This is a genomic window from Leisingera coralii, from assembly GCF_049056525.1.
GTDB classification, from domain to species: Bacteria; Pseudomonadota; Alphaproteobacteria; order Rhodobacterales; family Rhodobacteraceae; genus Leisingera; species Leisingera coralii.
Genome location: NZ_JBHUPT010000048.1, coordinates 14,474 through 35,756, shown reverse-complemented (window position 1 = coordinate 35,756; position 21,283 = coordinate 14,474). Strand labels below are relative to the sequence as shown.

Below are 21,283 nucleotides of genomic sequence, written 5' to 3'. Positions count from 1 at the left end.
AGCGCCCCCTACTCAACGATCTCCGCTGTCTCAACCACCGCGTGGAACAGCACATTGGCACCGGCCTCGGCCCATTCCTTGCTGATCTCCTCGGCCTCATTGTGGCTGAGGCCGTCGACGCAAGGGCACATCACCATGGCGGTCGGCGCCACCCGGTTGATCCAGCAGGCATCGTGGCCCGCACCCGAGATGATATCCAGATGCGAATAGCCCAGCCGATCCGCCGCATTGCGCACTGCGGTCACGCAGCCCGCGTCAAAATCCACCGGGTCAAAGCCGCCCACCTTCTCGAATGCGATCTCCACCCCCATCGCCTCGGCAATCTGGGTGCCCTTCTCGCGCAGGCGGTTTTCCATGTCGGTGATCACGTCCAGCTCCGGACTGCGGAAATCGACGGTGAAGACCACCTTGCCCGGGATCACGTTGCGCGAGTTCGGGTAGACGTCGATATGGCCCGCTGCCCCGACCGCATGGGGTGCATGGCTCCAGGCGATTGCGTCCACCTCCTCCAGAATGCGCGCCATCGCCAGGCCTGCATTACGGCGCATCGGCATCGGGGTGGAGCCGGTATGGGCGTCCTTGCCGGTGATGGTTACCTGAGTCCAGCTAAGGCCCTGGCCGTGGGTCACGACGCCGATATCCTTGCCCTCGGCCTCCAGGATCGGCCCCTGCTCGATGTGCAGCTCAAAGAAAGCATGCATCTTGCGGGCGCCGGTCTCTTCCTCGCCGCGCCAGCCGATGCGCTTCAGTTCATCGCCGAATTTCTTGCCTTCCGCATCTTCCCGGTCATAGGCCCAGTCCTGGGTATGGATGCCCGCAAAGACGCCCGACGACAGCATCGCGGGCGCAAAACGGGTGCCTTCCTCATTGGTGAAGTTGGTGACAACAATCGGATGTTTGGTCCTGATATTCATATCATTGAGAGAGCGGATCAGTTCCAGCCCGCCGAGCACGCCCAGCACCCCGTCGTATTTGCCGCCGGTCGGCTGGGTATCCAGATGCGAGCCGACATAGACCGGCAGAGCGTCCGGGTCAGTGCCCTCGCGGCGGGCAAACATGTTGCCCATCTGGTCGAGCCCCATGGTACAGCCTGCCTCCTCGCACCATTTCCGGAACAGGGCACGGCCTTCGCCATCCTCATCCGTCAGCGTCTGGCGGTTGTTGCCGCCCGCGACACCGGGGCCGATCTTGGCCATCTCCATCAGGCTGTCCCACAGCCTGTCGCCATTGATTTTCAGATTCTGTCCAAGCGACGTCATCTCAGCTTCCTTCCCTGTGCGCCCGTCTTTGCAGGCTTGCCCCGGCTTGACGCCGTGTTAGGTGGCTTCGAGTGCTGGTCTTTTACCAAGCCGGGCTGTTCGCAATCCGGACATTGATTTGACCAACTGGTCAAACTCACGCTATCACGGGTTCACCACCAGTCAAGAAATTGCCGCAGGACCCTTGCAAAAAACGGCCTCTTTGCCGGAAACAGGTTAAAATCCGTGCTTTCGCCGGCCACAGGCGGCAGAACCAGACAAGGACGACCATGCCCGCAGACCGCGCGCCCACCCGCATTCAGAAAAAGAATCGCGCTGCCATCCTGGAAGCGGCGCTGGACGTGTTTTCCAGCCACGGCTTCCGCGGCTCGACCGTGGACCAGATCGCCAAGGCGGCCGGGCTGTCGAAACCGAACCTGCTCTATTACTTCCCCTCCAAGGAAGCGATCTTCAACGAGCTGATGACGGGGCTGCTGGACACCTGGCTGGACCCGCTGCGCAGCCTGAACCCGGAGGGCGAACCGCTTGAGGAGATCCTCGCCTATGTGCGGCGCAAGCTGCAGATGAGCCGCGATTTCCCGCGGGAAAGCCGGCTTTATGCCAATGAGATCGTGCAAGGGGCACCGCGGCTGCAGGACGTGATCGCAGGGGATCTGAACGTGCTGGTGGAGGAAAAGGCGCAGCTCCTGCAAGGCTGGATGGATGCCGGCCGGATCAACCGGGCGCATCCCAAGCACCTGCTGTTTTCGATCTGGTCGCTGACCCAGCATTACGCGGATTTCGACGCTCAGGTGCGCACGCTGATGGGCGAGGAAGACCCGTTCGACGCGGCACCTGAGTATCTGGAAACCCTGTACCGGCGGATGCTTACGCCCAAAAGCTGACGCAACAAAAGGCGGCCCGTTTGGACCGCCCTTTCCTCTTGCTCCAAATACCCCCGCCGGAGGCACACGCCCTTTGGGGTGCGTTTCAGTTCACTCCGCGGCCGCTGCCGACGGGTTGTTCGGATGCGTGGTCCAGTTGGCGTATTCGCCGGAGACCACCTCGCCGGTGCGCTCGTCGATCTGGCCTGCGGGCACTTCCTCCATGGTGATGCAGCCCTCGACCGGACAGACGTTCACACAGAGGTTGCAGGCGACGCATTCGTCGTCCTTGACGGTGAACACCCGGTCCTCGCTCATCGCGATCGCCTGGTGCGAGGTGTCCTCGCAGGCTGCGTAGCAGCGGCCGCATTTGATGCAATCGTCCTGATTTATCTTGGCCTTGGTCACATAGTTCAGGTCCAGGTACTGCCAGTCGGTCACATTCGGAACCGCCATGCCGATGAAGTCCTGAGTGGAGGTGTAGCCCTTCTCGTCCATCCAGTTCGAGAGTCCCGAGATCATCTCCTTCACCACGTTGAAGCCATAGGTCATCGCCGCGGTGCACACCTGCACGTTGCCCGCACCCATCGCCATGAACTCTGCCGCGTCGCGCCAGGTGGTGACGCCGCCGATGGCGGAGATCGGCAGACCCTGTGTCTGCGGGTCGCGGGCGATTTCGGCGACCATGTTCAGCGCAATCGGCTTCACCGCCGGGCCGCAATAGCCGCCATGGGTGCCCTTGCCGCCGATGGTCGGCTCCGGCGCCATGTTGTCCAGGTCCACCGAGGTGATCGAGTTGATGGTGTTGATCAGACTGACCGCATCGGCATTGCCCGCATGGGCGGCGCGGGCCGGGTGGCGGATGTCGGTGATGTTTGGAGTCAGCTTCACGATCACCGGCTTGGAGTAGTATTTCTTGCACCACTCGGTGACCATCTGGATGTATTCCGGCACCTGCCCCACCGCGGATCCCATGCCGCGCTCGGCCATGCCGTGCGGGCAGCCGAAGTTCAGCTCGATCCCGTCGGCGCCGGTGGCCTCGACCTGCGGCAGGATGTCTTTCCAGGCCTGCTCCTCGCAGGGCACCATGATCGAGACGATCACGGCACGGTCCGGGTAGTCCTTCTTGACCCGGGTGATTTCCTCCAGGTTGGTCTGCAGCGGCCGGTCGGTGATCAGCTCGATGTTGTTCAGGCCCAGCAGGCGGCGGTCGGCACCCCAGATCGCGCCATAGCGCGGGCCGTTCACATTGACCACCGGCGGGCCTTCGGCGCCCAGCGTCTTCCAGACCACACCGCCCCAGCCGGCCTCGAATGCGCGGCGGACGTTGTATTCCTTGTCGGTTGGCGGCGCGGAGGCCAGCCAGAACGGGTTGGGGGATTTGATCCCCAGAAATTCTGTTGTCAGATCAGCCATTTGATCTCTCCTCTTAAGGCTAGCTCGGAACGGTTTCCCGTTCCTGACTGGCTCAGCCCATCAGGCTGGAGTGAATGTCCATTGCAGCGTCGCGGCCCTCGGCCACGGCGGTCACGGTGAGGTCCTCGCCGCCCGAGGCGCAGTCGCCCCCGGCCCAGACCCCGGCCACGGAGGTGCGCCCGCTGGCGTCCACCTTGATCTTGCGGCCCTCCAGCGCCAGCGCGTCCGGCTGGCCTTCCAGCGTCTGGCCAATCGCCTTGAACACCTGGTCCGCGGCCAGCCGCACGGTCTCGCCGGTGCCGGAGACCTTGCCGTCCGCGACCTCAGTATACTCCAATTCGATCTCGGCTGCCGCACTGCTGCCGTGCACCGCAACCGGCATCACGTTGAACATCAGCTTGACGCCCTTGGAAGCCGCCAGATCCTGCTCGAACCGGCTGGCGCCCATTTCCTCGCGGCTGCGGCGGTAGGCGATGGTGACGTTTTCGGCGCCCAGGAGCTTGGACTGCACAGCGGCATCCACCGCGGTCATGCCGCCGCCGATCACCACCACATTGCGGCCCACCGGCAGCGTGGTCAGATCATCGGCCTGGCGCAGCTCGGCGATGAACTCAACCGCGTCGCGGACGCCGTCCATATCCTCGCCCGGCGCGCGCAGGGCATTGACCCCGGCCAGGCCGATGGAGAGGAACACCGCGTCATAAGCCTCTTTCAGGGCGTCGAGCGACAGCTCCGCGCCGAGCTTCTTGCCGTAATCCATGGTGATGCCGCCGATCTGCAGCAGCCACCCAACCTCGCGCTGCGCAAAATCATTGGTGGTCTTGTAGGCGGCAATCCCGAATTCGTTGAGACCGCCCGCCTTGGATTTGGCGTCATAGACCACGACGTCGTGACCCAGCATCGCCAGCCGGTGCGCCGCAGAAAGGCCCGCGGGACCCGCACCGACAACAGCCACCTTCTTGCCGGTGGCGGCGGCGCGGGTGAAGGGATGCTCCCCCTTCTCCATCAGCGTGTCGGTGGCATAGCGCTGCAGGCGGCCGATCTCGACCGGCTTGCCCTCGGCAGTCTCCCGCACGCAGACCTCTTCACACAGGGTTTCGGTCGGGCAGACCCGGGCGCACATGCCGCCCAGGATGTTCTGCTCCAAGATGGTGCGGGCCGCGCTCTCGGGGTGGCCTGCCTGGATCTCCCGGATGAACTGGGGAATGTCGATGCTGGTCGGACAGGCCGTCATGCAGGGCGCGTCATAGCAGAAGTAGCAGCGGTCGGCTGCCACGGCGGCCTCATGTGCGTCATAGGGCGGGTGCAAGTCCGAGAAATTCTCAGCGATCCCGGCAGCGTCAAGCCGCGCTGCCTGAATGCCGGATGCCTGATGGCTGGTCGCCATTGGGTGTCTCCCTGATTTTCTGTTCTTCTTATCCATCAGAGTGCCACAGTCTGATTTTTTATCAACTGGACAAATTTTGATGACCAGTAAAAAAAGTGCCGCCCCAAGAAGGAGCGGCCTGCAAGAAGCTGATTTCAGGGTGAAAACAGCCGATGCCTATTAAGCGGTCATTTGCGCAAGATGACCGCTTTTCATCCAGACCTTGGCGCCATCCGGGCCGGTTTTGGCGTCAAACCGGCTGCCGGGCGGCAGGCGCAGCCAGTCCCAGCGGGTGAATTCCTCACCGCTTTCGCTGTAGCTGCCGGCCACCACAAAGACCTCCAGCCCGCCGGGCGCCTGCAGGCTGACCGCCTGATTGGCGGCCCAGGTCTGCAGCGTCACCGTCTCGACCGCATCCTGAAACAGCTGCTGCTGCGCGGCGCCGTCATCGGTGCGGGTTTTAATCTCGGTCCGGTCCGCAGGGTCGAACTGGTGCAGCTTGACCAGGATCACCGCGCCCTCTGCCGCGGCGGGCGTGTGGCTGGTGGTGGGCGGGTTGCGGACATAGGAGCCTGCGGGAAAATCGCCGTGCTCGTCCTGGAACACGCCGTCCAGCACCAGGAACTCCTCGCCGCCGTCGTGCACGTGCGGGTCAAAGGCGGACCCCGGCGCAAAGCGGACGATGGTGGTGGCGCGGGCAACTTCCTCGCCGATGCGGTCGAGCATTTTGCGCTCTACCCCCGGTGCCGGGCTGGGCACCCAGGGGGTGTCCTCGAAGTGTACCGCGGCGCGTTTGGTGAAGTCGGCATTGATACGCATGTCTCTCTCCCCTGACTGCGCCAAGCAATGTGGCGGCTGGCCAGGAGCAAGGGAAGAGCGTTCACGAAACCGTGCTTGATCTGCGGCCTCAGCCGGGCAGAACCGCGGTGGCTTCGATTTCCACCTTGGCCTCATCTTCGACCAGCGCGGAGACTACGACCATTGTCATCGCCGGGAAGTGATAGCCCATCACCGCGCGGTAGGCCTTGCCGACCTCTGCCTGACGGCCAAGGTATTCCGCCTTGTCGGTTACATACCAGGTCAGCCGGGTAATGTCCTCGGCAGTGCCGCCCGCGGCCTCGACCACTTCGAGGATGTTGCGAAGGGCCTGGCTCATCTGGCCGATGAAATCATGCGACTCGAACACCTGATCCGCGGTCCAGCCGATCTGGCCGCCGACAAACAGCAGCTTGCCCTCTGCGACCATGCCGTTGGCGTAGCCTTTGGCGGGCTTCCACCCTTCGGGATGCACACTGATGGCCGGCATGGCGGGGCTCCTTTGCTGATAATGCCTGCTGCCGACAATAGCGCCGCCGCAGGATTTATTTCAAGCTTAAAACTTATAAGCCTGAAGCAAGCCCGCCATGCAGGGCGGGTGCGGCGCCGCTCAGATGCTCATTTTCTTGAAAACGCCTTCCGGGATGCTGCGGATGATCAGCATGATCAGCCGCCAGACCGGCCGCACATAGGCGATGTTTTTCTGCTTGGCAGTGGCATCGGTAATGGCGCGGGCGACTTCCTCGGGCTGGACGGTCAGCTTGTACGGCAGGTCCATGCCCTCGGTCCTCTGTGTGGCGACAAAGCCCGGCAGTTCAGCATACGGAATGCTTTCCCATCCTCCGTCCGGCAATGGCTCAGTGTTTGCGCCAGCGGTAGCAGGTCTGCTCGGTGATGCGCACTTCCTCCGTTCTCCTAAACATAACGGCGTACCACTTAAGGGGGGAGGATCACTGGTTTGCCAGACAGCTTCCGCCCCGGCACAATAGCAGACCACATCGTCTAAAATAGTGAGAGGCCAATGACAGGAACGTCCGATCCAGCGCGAGCATCGGATCGCGCAGACGGCAACGCCAGGATAGAGGATCGTGTCTTGAACACCATCCGCGACCTGACCGTGGAGCTGCATCCTGAGTGGCGCAAGACGTTGATCGTGCGTGGCAGCAGCGACCTCGATCGTAATCTTGGATTCGACAGCTTGGCCCGCGCGGAATTGCTGCTGCGAATCAAACGCGACTTCAACGTCAGGTTGGCCGATCAACTGATCGTCGAGGCCGCGACAGCAAGCGACATCATTGATGCGGTCGCCGCCAGCGTTCCGGACATTCTTCATGAGCAAGAACGCGAAGCGGTCCGCCCGATCATACTGCCGGAGAGTCATGCGCCGGAGGACGCGCAAACACTGCTGGAGATTCTCAGTTTTCATGTCAACGCGCATTCCCAGCGCCCGCATGTCTATTTGTGGCACAGCGAGAATTTCGAAGAACAGTTCTCGTATGCCGAACTCGATGATGCCGCGCGGATGGTGGCGCAGGGGCTGATCGACCTTGGCGTCGCGCCGGGAGAGCGGGTCGCGATCATGCTTCCGACAAGCCTCGACTTCTTCCGCGCCTTTTTCGGCGTCGTCATGGCCGGCGCCGTTCCGGTGCCGGTATATCCACCGCTGCGTCGCGCCCAGGTTGAGGATCACCTGCGCCGGCAGGCCGGAATTCTGAAGAATGCGGAGGCGGTTGTGCTGATCACCGACGAACTGACCGGCCGCGTTGGCGGGCTTCTCTACGGGATGGTGAAAAGCCTGAAGAGCGTCCGAACTGTCGCCGAAATCAGCACATCTGGCCGGCCGATCGAAACGCCGTTTCAGGCGGTGCCGTCCGACACGGCACTGATCCAGTACACATCCGGCAGCACCGGCGACCCTAAGGGCGTGTTGCTGAGCCACGCCAACCTGTTGGCCAACATCCGCGCGATGGGGACTGTCATGGAGGCCGATTCCAACGACATCTTCGTGAGTTGGCTTCCCCTTTATCACGATATGGGCCTTATCGGCGCCTGGCTCGGCAGCCTCTATTACGGGGTTCCGGCGATCATTATGCCGCCGCTCGCATTCATCGCCGATCCGGCTCGGTGGTTGTGGGCGATCCACCGCCACCGGGCGACCTTGTCGGCGGCGCCGAACTTCGCCTTCGAGCTGTGCCTGAAACGGGTCGCGGATGAAGACATCAAAGGCCTCGACCTGAGTTCGCTGCGCATGGTCGTCAATGGTGCGGAACCGGTAAGCCCTAGCACAATCGCCCGCTTTACCGAGCGGTTTTCGAAGTACGGATTTGCGCCCACGGCCATGGCGCCGGTCTATGGCCTGGCGGAAAGCTCCGTAGGGCTCGCTTTCCCTCCGCCGCGGAGGATGCCGATCGTTGATCGCGTCGAGCGGCACGCGCTCGCTGAGCAAGACATCGCCCGTCCCGCAGCAGCCGATGACCCTACAGCGCTCGAAATTGTTGCCTGCGGCCAGCCGTTGCCGGGCCATCAGGTGCGCATCGTCGATGACACCGGGCGCGAGGCCCCCGAGCGCCATGAGGGCAGGCTTGAGTTCAAAGGCCCGTCGGTGACCCGCGGTTACTTCCGCAACCCGGAAAAGAACAAGACGCTGTTCAAGGGCGATTGGGCCGACTCCGGCGACCTCGCCTACATCTTCCAGGGCGACGTCTATCTGACAGGCCGGGTCAAAGACGTGATCATACGCGCGGGCCGCAACGTCTATCCTCACGAACTGGAGGAGTGCGTCGGCGACGTCGCAGGCGTGCGCAAGGGATGCGTCGCGGTGATTGCGGGGACCGATAAGGAAACGGCGACCGAGAAGCTGATCGTGGTCGCTGAAACCCGGCTCACCGATCCCGCGGCGCTCGCGGATCTTGAAACGCGCATTCTGGAGGCTTCCGCATCGATACTCGAGATACCGCCCGAGGAAATCGTGCTCGTACCGCCGCATGCAGTGCCGAAGACCTCAAGCGGCAAGATCCGCCGATCGACAACACGCGAGTTCTACGAGACCGGCACGCTGGGCCAGCCCGGCCCGGGGCTGTGGTGGCAGCTAGGACGGTTGACCGCTTCTGCAGCCGCCGGACGCCTGATGCGCGGTGCCCGTACCGTGGGCAGGTACGCCTTTGCCGGCTGGTGGTGGAGCGTGCTGTTGCTTCTTGCCGTCTTCGTCTGGCCGCTGGTCGTCGTTTTGCCGGTGCGGCGATGGCGGCACACGGTGGTCGGGGGGGCGATCCGCACCTTGTTCCGGCTCACCGGAATCCGTTTCGGGGTCGAACGCCTGTCCGTGGTTCCTGAACGCGACATCGTGATCGTCGCGAACCATGCGAGCTATCTCGACGGAGGGGTCTTGTCCGCGGCAATCGACGGGCCGTTGACCTTCGTTGTGACGGAGCGGTTCGCGCGCCAGATCGTCGCCGGACCATTCCTGCGCCGTCTCGGTGCAATCTTCGTCGCGGATGCTCCAAGTGGACTGCGCGAGGCGGAGGATGCGATCCTTGCTGCCGTCCGCGCCGGCGAGCGGCTTGTGGTGTTCCCTGAGGGACGGTTGCGACGCATGCCTGGGCTGCTCAGCTTCTATCCCGGCGCCTTCCATATCGCGGCAAGGGCGGGCGTGCCGGTCGTGCCGGTGACCTTGGCGGGAACGCGCTCGATCCTGCGCGACAGCCGCCAATGGTTTCCGCGCCGCGCGCCGGTTTCCGTACACGTGAGCGATCCCATGCGGGCAGAGGCGGAGGATTTCGCAGGTGCGCTCGACCTTGGCAAAGCCGTGCGCGCGGAAATCCTGGCCCATTGCCAGGAGCCGGACCTCAGCCGCGAGCAGATCGAGTTCGGCATGCCGCGCTCGGACTAGGTTCCGCACCCATGAACCGGATTCCCAAGCGCCGCCTCCTGTAATTCACTGTTCGAAACTGGAGATGGATCATGGCGCGTTTTGACTTGAGCGATGCGGAGTGGCAGATCATCCGGCCGCTGCTGCCGAGTAAACCGCGTGCCCCCGCGCGGGAGGACGAGCGGCCAGTTTTGAACGGAATATTTGACCTGAGCCCGAAGTTTCTTCCACCTCGGGGAAAGTCCTTAGGTCTGATTTGATGGAGCTGTGCCGTCAGTTTGTCCATCATCACTTTCTCAGCAAGCTCCCTGGGCGTCAGGTTTCCGAGCGCCGATGGGGTCTGTAGGTGTTGTAATCCTCCTGCCATTCTTCCAGTGTTTCCCTGGCCTCGGCCAGTGAACTGAAGAGCGTTTCGCTCAAACATTCATCGCGCAGTTTGCCGTTGAAGCTTTCGATGAAGGCGTTCTGTTGAGGCTTGCCGGGTGCGGTGCAGTGCCAGCCGATGCCGGGCTCCTGGACCCGCCTCAGTGATCAGCGGCGCCCCATTTTTTTGCAGCAGAACGGAATCCGAGCGCAGCCCCAGCGTCACGCGCACTGCTTCGGCAAGTGCCGTCATACCGCGAAGGAGCTTTTCGCGCGCCTTCGAATAAAACAGCATCTTCTTGTGCGTCATCTCTGCACTGCCCCCTTGCCCGCCAAACGCAGCAGCGTCTCAGCGGCCCGCGTCAGCTGTCACTAGGTGCGGTGCCGACGCAGCCGCAACGCCGGTCAAGTTTGTCACGGCAGGCACCCCCTTGGATTGATGCGCAGCCCCTTCTGGCCGTTCTTCCGCCGCGATTAAGGGAATTCCGATTGACCGCAATCAATGACCGCTTGCCCGGCAGGGGACATTCTGGGCCGAAGACCGAACATGAGGACGGACCGAAGAATGTCTCGAAAGCTACGGTGGGAGGAGATGTCAGGTTGGGCTGCGGCAGCCCGCAGTCCTCTTTCGAGTCCTTGATGTGCCGATGATTTCCCTTCCTCGACACAACCGGGCCGGAAGATCAGCGGCGAGGATGTCGGGGCTGGAGCGCCGGGTAATTCAGGGGGGTGGCCGGCGCTCCAGGAAATTCCCGCTCCCTTGGTGAAAAGCAAAATACGATGGAGGTAAGGAAATGCCGCATAAATTCAGGATTGCATCCTTGCTGATCGCCTTGGGAGTCCTCCCTGCTTGCGAAAATCTCACTCCCGAACAGCGCACCGTTGTTGGAATAACCGCTGGCGCAGCGGCTGGGCTGATTACGGCGGACGCACTTAAGGCCGACGATGACTGGCGCCTGATCGCGGCGCTGGCCGGCGCGGCAGCCGGAACACTGGTTGCGCAGAACAACGCAGCCGGGCGATGCGCCTACGCGCGGGGGGACGGAACCTACTACACCCGGCCCTGTTATTGATCAGAAGTTTTCGGCCGTCTGGCGGCCCGCTGAGTTTGCAATAGGGGGTTCAAAATGCAGACCGAGCCAATTGTAACATACCGCAATGTCGACCCCTCCCCATCGGTGGAGGCGCTGGTCGCCAGGCGGATTGAGGCTCTTGAGCGGATCAACAGCCGGATCGTTGGCTGTGAGACCGTTATTGAAGCGCCGCAGAAACGCAAAGTTTCGGGCCGGGAGTACCGGGTCCGGCTCACACTTAGCGTGCCAGGCCCGGATATTTCAGTAACGCGGAAATCAGCCAAGGGCAGCGCCAGGGAGGACTTGGCACTTGCCTTGAACCGGGCGTTTTCCGCCGCCGAAAAGCTTCTGAAACGGCAAAAGAAGACAATGGCCGCCATTGAGGTCAAACGCCACCCTCCAGTGCTGCAAGGCCGTATCTCGCTGCTGGAAAAAGAGCTGGGCTATGGGTATGTCCGTGCTGATGACGGGCGCGAGGTGTACTTTCAACGGGACGCTCTGACAGCGGACGTGTGGGACCAGCTCACCGAAGGCACTCTGCTTAGGTTTCGCGTGATGGAGGGTGAAAAAGGCCCCTATGCCGCGGCCGTTTCCGTGGCCGGCGCCGGAAAATCCCCGTTTTGAAACCTCCAGGGCTCGTCTGACGGGTAACCCCAGGTGCCCGCGTGGAGAAAGGATCACTGGCTGGCTGGCGGCGCCATCCGTCAGCTCGTTTCCGTTGCAGCGCCGGATTGCCCGCCAGCCGCAATGTGAACGGCCAGCACTGATCCGTCCTCCGGAAATTCCACCTCGGTGAAACCGGCAGCCGGCGCACCGTCTTGCAGACCGGAACCGGTCTCCGAAGCTCCCGCCGGCGCAAGGGTGAGCGCGATTGTGCCCCGCGGCCCTTTCACCTCTGCCTTGATGCCGCTGTGGTCCTGCGGCAGGCAGGGCGCGACCCGCAGCCGGCCATTGCAAAGCTCAAGCCCAAGTATTCCCTCGACGGCCAGGCGCCAGGCCCAGGCGGCGGCGCCGGTATACCATGTCCAGCCTGCCCGCCCTTCAAACGGCGGAACCCCATACACATCGGCAGCCATCACATAGGGTTCCCCCCGGTACAGCGCGGCTTCCGGCGCGGTGGCCGTGCGCAGTACCGGGTTGATCAGATCGAAGATTTCGCGCGCGGCCCGGGCATCGCCGAGCCCTGCAAAGGCAAGGCCGAGCCATGTCGCGGCATGGGTGTATTGGCCTCCGTTCTCGCGAACACCGGGTGGATAGGCGCGAATATAGCCAGGATCGCGCGGAGTGTTTTCGAAGGGAGGCGCCAGAAGGCGCACAAGTCGCAGCTCCCGGTCAACGAGGCGGGCCGCGGCAGACTGCACCGCCTTGCGGGCGCGGGCTTTGTCCGGTGCACCGGCCAGCACCGCCCATGACTGCGCAATGCTGTCGATCCGGCACTCTTCGTTGCCTGCCGACCCCCAGGGCTCGCCGTCATCGTCGAAGGCTCTTTTGTACCATGCTCCGTCCCAGCCAGCGCTGTCTGCCGCGCGCCTAAGCGCCGCAGAGCACGCGTGCCATTTCTGCGCCTGGGTGTCATCGCCCTTCCGGGTACAGAGGCCGGCAAAGGCATCCGCGCACACCGACCCGAACCAGGCCAGCCAGACGCTTTCGCCGCGCCCTTGGCGGCCTATCCTGTCCATACCGTCGTTCCAGTCGCCGCCGCCCATCAGCGGCAGCCCATGCTGCCCCTCGGTCAAGCCGCGTTCAAGCGCCCGCCGGCAATGGTCATAAAGCGGTCTCGCCTCCCAGGAAGTTTCAAAGGCCGCATAGCGGTCATCCTCGTCCTCGGCCAGCTCCGGTGCGGTCAGGAAGGGGACATTCGCGTCGAGAATGGCCGCGTCCCCGGTGGCGGAAACATAACGGTGTGTCGCATAGACCAGCCACAGCATGTCGTCCGAGCACCGGGTCCGGACACCGCGCCCCAGCGGCGGGTGCCACCAGTGCAAAACGTCTCCCTCCTCGAACTGCTTTGCGGCGCAATCCAGGATGTGGCTGCGGACGCGGGACGGATCAGAGATGAGAAAGGCCATCATATCCTGCAATTGGTCGCGGAAACCGACACCCCCCGCTGCCTGGCTGTAGCCCGCACGCGCCAAAATGCGCGAAGCGAACGCCTGATAGGGCAGCCAGCGGTTCACCATCAGATCGAAAGCGGGATCGGCCGTCTTGACCTGCACCGCCCCCAGCCGCTTGTCCCAAACCCTTGAATTTTCCTGCTCAGCCTCTTCGAACCGACCGGGTGCCGTCCATTCTTCCGCAAGTTTTCTCATTTCCTCACGGCTGGCGGCATCTCCCAGAATGAAGACCGCTTCGGTCTTGCCGCCCGGGGGAAGGTCGAGATGCACCTGAAAAGCGGCGCAGGGGTCGCTGACATGGCTTGGCAGGCTGCCAAGGTCCCAGCGCGTCAGGGCTTCCGGACGGGATGTATCCCCGGTCCCGAGGAAACTGCTGCGGTCATACGACAAAGCGTGCGGCGGGTGGCTGGAGGCAAGAAATGAAACGCGGCCGGCGAACTCGCTGGACCAGCCGTTGCGCGCTGTCAGCGCTTGTGCATCGGTGTCGTATCCGCAGGAAACATGCGCATGTGAAGGGCTGTAGAGCCCGCCAAGCTGCCATTCCGCGTAATAGGTAGCAGTTACCCGCCTGGGTTCGCTGCCAGGATTGCGCAGCATCAGCCTGACGGCTTTCACCGGCGCATCGGCCGGAACCAGAACCGTGAGACGCTGTTCGAGCCCCTTGCTGTTCCGGCGCCATTCCGTGGTACCGGCCCCGTGGTCAATCCGGCAGGGTTCGACATCTCCTGCCGGCAGCGGCGTCGTTGTCCAGATTTCGGCCGTTTCCTCATCCCGCAGATACAGCGCTTCGCCCTGCGGATCTGAAACCGGGTCGTTCGGCCATGGGGTCAGCCGGTACTCGCCGCTGTTCAGACTCCATGTGAACCCGAGGCCGGCTTCCGAGACGATGCAACCGAAATTTTCGTTCGCGATGACATTGCACCAGGGCACCGGTGTGCGCTGGCCTGAAGCCAGATGGATCACATAGGTTTTGCCGTCCGCGGAAAAACCGCCGGTTCCATTGCCGAAGAGAAGGCCATCCGGCCTTGGGACCGGCTTGACGGTGTGCTGGCGCCATGGCGCCGCCGCTTCAAAAAACGGCGGCTTGGCATGGGCTTCCGGCCGGGGCGGCAATGCAGCAGGCAGTGTCTCCGGCTGCCCGTCGAGAACGATCCGCGACAGGGTTTCGAGCGCGTGCCGCTGCCGGGGTGAGATCCGGTCGATGCTCTGAAGGTGCACGCCGCCTGCACCGCCCAAACGCTCGTCAAGTCCGGCATTGCGGAGAATGCCGCGCACGCTGGCACTGACCGGTTCGTCATAGCTCGAGGCGGATAGGCCCAGGATCACGAGGTCAGAACTAAGCCCATTGCGCCTCCACCAGTGATGGGCCCGGATCACGGTCGGCAGCAGCCCGTCAGAGTCCGGGTTTGCAAGCCTGACAAGGATGACCGGATGATCACCCGACAGCCCCAGGCTCCAAAGGTCTGCCTGGCCCGGAAGCTCCCCTCGCAACGTGTCCGCCGGCTTCACCGGAGGCAGGACAAGCCGCCTGCACAGCGCCTGGGCGTCCTCAATCTCGGACTGCCCGGTTCCGAGAGCTGCGGCGGCCACCGCCGCAGCCCGCTCCGCGTCTTCGCGCACCCAGTCGAGTGCGGCCATGCCATTGTAGCGGCGGGCGATCTCCACCGCACTTTCAAGTGAACCCGCGACAACCGTGACGAAGGCAAAGCTGGCGGTTCCCCAGGGGCGGAGAACCACCCGCGCGCGCATCACCGCGGCAGGGTCGAGCGTCCAGCCCGCCGTTTCCGTCAGGTCGCGCCGGAGCCCTTCCGGCCTGGCCGGATCACCGTGCCGCCCAAGGAAGACGCGGCGGTCGGTTTCGTATCCCGCAGCTTGGACTGATGGATCTTCGATGACAAGCTGCTGCAGCAGCACAGGCGGCTGGTCCCCAGGTTTTCGCGGGCGGCGGATGAAAGCCAGCGGCTTCGTGCCGGGCAAAAGCTCGCTTTTAATAAAAAGCTTGCTGAATGCAGGATGCCGCTCGTGCGCGGCATTCGGCCAAAGCACTGGCTCCGAGAAGAATGTAACCTCGATCTCGCGGCTTTTGTCCGAGTGATTGACAAGCCCGACCCGTTGGATCGCAACATCGTCGGCGGCGGCCACCGACATCTCAAGGCTTGCAGCGATACCGCCGTGGCGGGCATGAAACGCCGCCTTCTCCGGATAGAATGTAACATCCGGGTCCTGCGTGGCGCCCCGGCCGAAACCGAAGACCTCACCGGTTTCCGCATCGCGCAGATACAGCCGCGCATTTCCGGCAGGCGCTGACGGGTCTCCGGCCCATCGCGTAATGGACTGCCCATGCCACCAGACCGAACTTCGGGCAGCATCATCGATCCAAATTGACAGGCGGGTGTTTCCAAATGAATGGAGCTGCGGCGTCTCCCCGGCAGGCGGCCGCCATCCATGCAGCTTCGGGACGGACCGGCGCTGCTTCTCGAGCGGTTCCAGACCCGGGTCCGGGAGCGGCTCTGGCACATACTCCCAGGGAATCCGCTCATGCAGGATGAGGTCCACCGCGGCGATGCGGGGGTTGCGGTTAAACCGCTTGGGCAGCAGGTCGCCCATGAGGATGTTGTCGATTGCAGCCAGCAGCATTCCCTGATGGTGGGCCATGAATACCCGGACGGGCGTGTATTTGCGGCCCTCCGGAATGCGCGCAGGCGTGAAGTCGACAGCATCATAGAACCCATACCGGCCCAGGAGGCCCATAGCGTCCAGCCGCCTCAGGTTTGCGGTAGCGGTATGCGGTTTGACGGCCAAAGCCAGGGCGCTGGCGTAAGGCGCGACCACATAGTCCTCTGCCAGCCCTTGTTTCATCCCAAGGCCAGCGACCCCGAATGCGCTGTACTGATAGGCCTGCCTGGCATCGCGCGCTGCAAATGCAGCCTCGGACACGCCCCACGGAAGACGCAGCTTACCGCCGCAGCGGATCTGGACATCAACCGCTGCCGCCTCACTCTGCCCAAGGAGCTGGTCCTGCTCGCTCCGGATCAGAAGCGCCGGCATCAGGTATTCGAACATGGAGCCGTTCCACGACAACGCCCTGAGCGCGCCACCCTCGCGTGACATCGGACGGCCCAATGAAAACCAGTGCTCTGCCGGCACATCCCCTTTCGCAATAGCGAAATAACTCGCAAGCCGTGCTTCGGACGCAAGCAGGTCATAGCGGTGCTCATCCATGCGGTCCTGGCTCAGATTGTATCCGATGAAAAACGTCGAGGTCTCGCGGTCGTAGAGGAAACCGAAATCCATCGCTTCGGCGAAGTCTGCGCATTTGCCGGCATTGTCGAGGAGGCTTTGGCGCAGGTCCATCTGAGCCTTAATGCCCTGCCCGATAGCCGCAAGAAGACCGCTCCTCCAGCGGCAGGCGGGTGCCGGGCCGATTGCCGTTCTGCCCGCCTTCGCCAGGTCTTCCGCACGCGACAGCGGCATATCGGCGGGCAGCAGTTCCGAAAGCTCGGCGGCAAGCGCCTCTGCCCCTTCAGGCGGTGCCGAAAGCATCTCAAGCCATGGGAAATACACTGACAAATCCCGGACCAGGCTGCCGACATGATGCTGACAGCGTTCCAGCCACAGGTGAAGCTCGCGCGAGTCCGTTTCCGGAGAAGCGTTGAGTGCTTCGAGAATTTCGGCGGCAAGGGCGGGAAGCTCTTCCTCATGAAGCCGGACGGCCGTTTCCTGCCACGCAGACGGACGGTCGCAAACGGCCGCGGCGGTGTGCAGCAGATTGTCCATTCGTGCAAGAAGCGGTGTGCGCAGGCCGCCCTGAAGCCCCATCACCGCTTGCCTAAGAAGCGTCATCGTATCTCCGAGCCCTGACCAGATGGCCAGAGAGATTGCCGGGCCGCCGGACGCTTCCCGCAGCCCTTCCTCGAGGGTTATCAGCGATACTGCAAGATTGCCGCTGTCGACGGTCGAAATGTAACGCGGCTCCAGTGGCGCAAGCGTCTGCGTGTCGATCCAGTTCAGAAAGTGCCCCCGGTGCCGGTCCATGCGGCCAAGTGCCGATAGGGCCTGTTGCGTCCGGGTATTTATCTCGCAAAGCCCCGCATGGCCCAGATCGAGTGCCGTCAGGCTGGAAAGAAACTGCATCCCCACATTCGTCGGCGAGGTCCGGTGCGCAATCTCTTCATGCGTCCCGGTCTGGTAATTGTCCGGCGGCAGCCAATTGTCCTTGGGGCCGGAAAAGGTCTCGAAAAAAAGCCAGGTTCGTCTTGCGATCCCTTTGAGATAACACCTGTCGTCATCGCTGAGCCGCTCTTGACGCCTCGGCAGCGGCCGTCCGATCAACTGCGCAATCTCAGGCGACAGGAGCCAGACCACGAGAAGCGGGAGCGCGCCCGGCAGCGCCTGGGGGGCCAGCACCGTCAGAATTCCGGTAATGCTGGCGGCCAGAACCGGCGCACCTGCCATGGCGGCCCAGTAGCCCGCCCGCCGGTCCGAACCGCGCGCGGCAGCGTGAGCGGCAGTGACCCATTCCAGCATGCGCCTGCGGGTCACAAACAACCGCCAAAGCGTCCGCAGGACGGCATCGAGCGAAACAAGCGCCCCCTGCGCCATGAAGGCAACCTCCAGAGCCCAGCGTCCGGCATGATCAGCGAACCGGCGGGTCCGGTGCCGGACCGTGCCGCGGCGGCGGCCGCGCGAAAGCCCCATCACTAGGTCGGTGAACAGATAGGAGCCCGGTGCCGCGGCAATCAGCAGCGTCCAGACCGGCGCCGCGCGCGGCATTGCCAGCCAGGCGCAGACCGCGAGAAGAACAAGCGACGGCGCGACAAGACTGCGGCGCAGGTTGTCGATTATCTTCCAGCGGTCGATCTGCGAGAAGTGAGACCGCACTCTCTGTCCGCCGTGCCCTGGCGGCGAAGCTTTCAGCCATGGCAGCAGCTGCCAGTCACCGCGTACCCAGCGATGCAGGCGGCGCGCGTATTCGGGATAGCGCGCCGGAAAGCTTTCGTAGAGCACGATGTCGGATGCAAGGCCGGTGCGCCCGTGCAGCCCTTCAAAAAGGTCGTGGCTGGTTAGTGCATTTTCCGGCACCCTGCCCTTCAGGCTCCGGTGGAAGGCGGCAACGTCGTAAGTCCCCTTGCCTGTAAAGATCCCTTCACCGAAGAGGTCCTGATAAACATCCGAGACCGCGCGGCTATAGATGTCGATGGCGGTGTCGCCGGTATAGAGCCGTGCAAAAATTGAAGCTGCCCCAGCGGCTGGCGAGATCTCGATCCTGGGCTGAATGATGGAGTAGCCCGCCGTTACCCGGCTTGCCGATTGATCGAACCCGGGCCGGTTGAGCGGATGCGCCAGTGTCCCGATCATCCGCCGGACCGTGCCTGGGGGCGCCATGGTGTCGGCGTCCAAAGTTGTTACAAAACGGATCTTCCGAAGGGAGCCGGTATCGCCTTCACTGACCGGAAAAGCGTCCCTCCCTGCGCCAAGCAGGTACTCATTGAACTCTTCGATCTTACCGCGCTTGCGTTCCCAGCACATGAAGACACCCTCAGACGGGTTCCAGCGGCGGCGGCGGTGCATCAGCACGAACGGAGATTCCGGCGCATATTTCGCGTTCAATGCTGCGATACCGGACTTCAGGGCTGCCTCGATGCCGGCATCACCCGGCATAACCGCCTGTTCCGCGTCCCCCAGATCGCTGAGCAAAACGATCCGCAGCCTTGGATCGGGATTGGTCAGCCAGTGTCTTTCAAGCTGACGCAGAAGCGGTGCTGTTTCGTTTCGTGTCCGAAAGATCACCGGGACGATGATCGCACTTTCGTATCCTTCCGGCAGGCCCTTCTCAAAGTCCATCTTGGGCAGGATGCGTGGCGGAACGGTGAGGGTGATAATCCAGTTGGTCAGTGTCACACCGATGATCGACGCCGGAATGACTGAGAGAACAGTGACAGCGGCCAGCGCGGCCGGGCCGGCGCCGCTGGCACGCATAAGCAGAACGGGCGGCGCAAGCGCCAGCAGCGTAAATACCAGAAGCACTAGGAGAAACGCGCTTTCGGCATAAACCAGGGCAAAGCGTTTCAAGACGGCAGCAGCCTTTGGGCGGAAACTGGTGCGCCGTTCCAGTTCACGCCTGCCCCCGCCAATGAGCCACCAGCCTGCATGCGCACGGCGGCGGCTGCCCGCCTGCGCGGCGCACAGCTTGACCGCCTCGCTGGCGATCGCCGTTTCCGTCCAGCCGGAACCGTCCGCAAGTTCCTCGACAGCGTTGCGGTACATATCACGGGTTTCGAAATCCATTGCCGCGTGGAGCCCGTCCGGCGCGGCGCGCAGAATGGACTCCGCATGGCTTGAAGCCTCGACGAAGTCCTTCCAGCGCACCCGTGAAATCACCCCCAGCGCCACGATCGCACGCGACATCGTCTCAGTCGGATCACGCTCGCTGCCCGCAGCCGCCGCAGGCGCCATCCGGAAGGGCATTTCAAGATCAGGGAAAAGATCCGACACGGCAGCGACGATGGCCTGCAGGCAAATCAGCCTGAGCATGGCTGGGAACGCCCACAGCTCGGCAATGCGCAGCGATTGCCCATCCTGGTAGGAGCCAATGAAATCGGTGGCAGAGGCGAGCCCTATTTGCCCGTGCACAGCATCCATGTAACAGTCAGCCGCGATAAATACGCGCGGCACCCCCTCGAACTCCGCGGCCGCAAGGCGGGGGAGACGGCAGTAAAATTGCGCCGGCATGTCCTCCTCGACTTGAGCAACTGCGCGCCGGATCTGGTATTCGTTGTCAAGCAGCCATTCCGCTGCTTTTTCCGCTTCGGCTGGCGGCTTGTGACAAGCGGCACGGGCGGTGCCGAGCCAGCTCCGGATCGCGTTCAAGTGCAGCCAGACGCCGACGGGCTCTGGCTGCCCCGCCTTGATTGCGTGTAAGGCGCCCTGGGATGCAGCCCCGGCAGTCTCTTGGCCTTGCTCGGTTTTTCCGAGATCACGTGCCATCGTGAACCGTGCCCGGACGCCTGGGAGGAGCCTCCGCGCTCCGCTGCGGCAGTTCCCCGGCCTTGGTCCGCACCAGCAGCACCGGTGTCGTCGCATGTGAGATGAGATAATCGGCTGTGCTGCCCACCGAAAGTTCGGGATCGCCGCCCATTCCGCGCGCGGATAGCACCACAAGTTCGCCCTGTTCTTCCAAAATCGACTGAGCAAGAGCCTGCCGCGGATTCCGCGCGCGCAGCACCCGGCTGCGGACTCCGTTGCCGGGGATCAAACGCCTGACACGTTCCAGCATGTTTTGCGCTACGCGCTCACGGTGGGACATCAAGCGTTCACACAACGCCTTTTCCTCGCGCCTGGCCTGTCCCGAAGCCGGTGCCGCCACCTCTTCAATGGCATGAATAAGAACCAGCTCAGCATCCCGTTTCGATGCAAATTGCGCCGCAATCCTGAGGGCTGCTTCCGCCTCGGACGATCCATCAAGCGGCGCAAGGACACGCCGTTCAGGGCCGTTTCCCCTTCCGCCCGCCAAGGGCGCAGGAACAATGAAGACCGAACCCGGCAGGGAATCAATCAAATCGCGGCTGGTTCCGCCAAACCGCTGGCTGCCTTTTTCCTTGTGCTCTCCCGCGCCAATCACAGTCAGCGCGCGCTCTTGGGCATCGGCCTTTCGGCAAACCGTCAGTATTTCCGGCCAGGTTAGGATCTCAAGATGAATGTCCCCTGGTGCGTTCGCGGACACCGCCAATTCGCGCAAACGCTCAAGTTCGTCACGTTTTGCAAGTTCCCAGTCAACCGGGTCCACAGCCCGAAAGTCATTGCCCGGTTCGGAAGACATTCTGACTGCCGTTAGCGGTGCCTCCAGAAGCTTCGCCAATTCTACAGCCTTCTCCAGTACGCGCTGAGAGTTGGGAGAACGGTCGAGGCACACAAGCACACGTTGGAACAACCGGCATTTGCGGGACTTTCCGGAAGCAGGAGACATGTCATCAATACGAACGGGGCACGCGTGTTCCGGCATGTCAGCAGGGCCTTTAATTGGTGAGTAGTTGCAAAAAGTAGTACCCTTGGCCATCTGGAGCCGCATTGACGCCTATCAATCCGCCTGTGCCGGTGATCCGCGCGGACCAGCAGGGACAGGTTTCGCAACGCGCGACGAAGCGC

Annotated in this window: 14 protein-coding genes and 1 pseudogene; 5 read left to right on the top strand and 10 right to left on the bottom strand. The window is 63.1% G+C overall.

Annotated features, from left to right (window positions below):
* Window positions 1-8 precede the first annotated feature (8 nt).
* The gene (locus tag ACFMBG_RS15715; RefSeq protein ID WP_421055641.1) at window positions 9-1,259 is read right to left on the bottom strand and encodes a Zn-dependent hydrolase; all 1,251 of its coding nucleotides are present in this window, start codon (window positions 1,257-1,259) and stop codon (window positions 9-11) included.
* A 269-nt stretch (window positions 1,260-1,528) separates the two neighbouring features.
* On the opposite strand from ACFMBG_RS15715, the gene ACFMBG_RS15710 reads away from it, so the two are divergent.
* A complete protein-coding gene (locus ACFMBG_RS15710; protein ID WP_421055640.1) occupies window positions 1,529-2,143 on the top strand; it encodes a TetR family transcriptional regulator C-terminal domain-containing protein in 615 nt (204 codons plus the stop codon).
* 90 nt (window positions 2,144-2,233) lie between these two features.
* Here ACFMBG_RS15710 and preA read toward each other — a convergent pair whose 3' ends face one another.
* The 5 genes from preA to ACFMBG_RS15685 form a co-directional block, all read right to left on the bottom strand.
* Window positions 2,234-3,538, bottom strand: a complete 1,305-nt coding sequence (gene preA / locus ACFMBG_RS15705) for an NAD-dependent dihydropyrimidine dehydrogenase subunit PreA (RefSeq protein ID WP_421055639.1) — start codon at window positions 3,536-3,538, stop codon at window positions 2,234-2,236.
* A gap of 52 nt (window positions 3,539-3,590) precedes the next feature.
* Window positions 3,591-4,925 (bottom strand): NAD(P)-dependent oxidoreductase, encoded by a 1,335-nt coding sequence (locus tag ACFMBG_RS15700; protein WP_421055638.1) that lies wholly within the window; start codon window positions 4,923-4,925, stop codon window positions 3,591-3,593.
* Between the two features lie 159 nt (window positions 4,926-5,084).
* A complete protein-coding gene (locus ACFMBG_RS15695) occupies window positions 5,085-5,723 on the bottom strand; it encodes a cupin domain-containing protein (protein WP_421055637.1) in 639 nt (212 codons plus the stop codon).
* A gap of 88 nt (window positions 5,724-5,811) precedes the next feature.
* The gene (locus ACFMBG_RS15690) at window positions 5,812-6,210 is read right to left on the bottom strand and encodes a RidA family protein (protein ID WP_421055636.1); all 399 of its coding nucleotides are present in this window, start codon (window positions 6,208-6,210) and stop codon (window positions 5,812-5,814) included.
* Between the two features lie 120 nt (window positions 6,211-6,330).
* Window positions 6,331-6,498: an SDR family oxidoreductase gene (locus ACFMBG_RS15685; protein ID WP_421055635.1), complete on the bottom strand. Its 168-nt coding sequence runs from the start codon at window positions 6,496-6,498 to the stop codon at window positions 6,331-6,333.
* Between the two features lie 315 nt (window positions 6,499-6,813).
* On the opposite strand from ACFMBG_RS15685, the gene ACFMBG_RS15680 reads away from it, so the two are divergent.
* Together ACFMBG_RS15680 and ACFMBG_RS15675 are read left to right on the top strand one after the other, a co-directional pair.
* Window positions 6,814-9,609 (top strand): AMP-binding protein, encoded by a 2,796-nt coding sequence (locus ACFMBG_RS15680; RefSeq protein ID WP_421055634.1) that lies wholly within the window; start codon window positions 6,814-6,816, stop codon window positions 9,607-9,609.
* Between the two features lie 71 nt (window positions 9,610-9,680).
* Window positions 9,681-9,848 carry a hypothetical protein gene (locus ACFMBG_RS15675; RefSeq protein WP_421055633.1) on the top strand — a complete coding sequence of 56 codons (168 nt, stop codon included), beginning with the start codon at window positions 9,681-9,683 and terminating at the stop codon, window positions 9,846-9,848.
* A gap of 44 nt (window positions 9,849-9,892) precedes the next feature.
* On the opposite strand, the pseudogene ACFMBG_RS15670 reads toward ACFMBG_RS15675, so the two are convergent.
* Together ACFMBG_RS15670 and ACFMBG_RS15665 are read right to left on the bottom strand one after the other, a co-directional pair.
* Window positions 9,893-10,092, bottom strand: a pseudogene (locus ACFMBG_RS15670) (integrase core domain-containing protein); the annotation flags it as partial.
* Window positions 10,013-10,261, bottom strand: a complete 249-nt coding sequence (locus ACFMBG_RS15665) for a hypothetical protein (RefSeq protein ID WP_421055632.1) — start codon at window positions 10,259-10,261, stop codon at window positions 10,013-10,015. The pseudogene ACFMBG_RS15670 and the gene ACFMBG_RS15665, both read right to left, overlap by 80 nt.
* Window positions 10,262-10,745: 484 nt before the next feature.
* Between ACFMBG_RS15665 and ACFMBG_RS15660 the strand changes: the two genes are divergently transcribed.
* Together ACFMBG_RS15660 and ACFMBG_RS15655 are read left to right on the top strand one after the other, a co-directional pair.
* Complete coding sequence (locus ACFMBG_RS15660) at window positions 10,746-11,024, top strand: glycine zipper 2TM domain-containing protein (RefSeq protein ID WP_421055631.1); 279 nt, start codon at window positions 10,746-10,748, stop codon at window positions 11,022-11,024.
* A gap of 54 nt (window positions 11,025-11,078) precedes the next feature.
* Window positions 11,079-11,648 carry an HPF/RaiA family ribosome-associated protein gene (locus tag ACFMBG_RS15655; protein ID WP_421055630.1) on the top strand — a complete coding sequence of 190 codons (570 nt, stop codon included), beginning with the start codon at window positions 11,079-11,081 and terminating at the stop codon, window positions 11,646-11,648.
* 80 nt (window positions 11,649-11,728) lie between these two features.
* Here the strand turns inward: ACFMBG_RS15655 and ACFMBG_RS15650 are convergent, their stop codons facing one another.
* Together ACFMBG_RS15650 and ACFMBG_RS15645 are read right to left on the bottom strand one after the other, a co-directional pair.
* Entirely contained in the window at window positions 11,729-20,125 is an 8,397-nt protein-coding gene (locus tag ACFMBG_RS15650) for a GH36-type glycosyl hydrolase domain-containing protein (protein ID WP_421055629.1), read from the bottom strand.
* Entirely contained in the window at window positions 20,115-21,104 is a 990-nt protein-coding gene (locus tag ACFMBG_RS15645) for a universal stress protein (protein WP_421055712.1), read from the bottom strand. The genes ACFMBG_RS15650 and ACFMBG_RS15645 overlap by 11 nt, the downstream gene beginning before the upstream one ends.
* Between the last annotated feature and the right edge of the window lie 179 nt (window positions 21,105-21,283).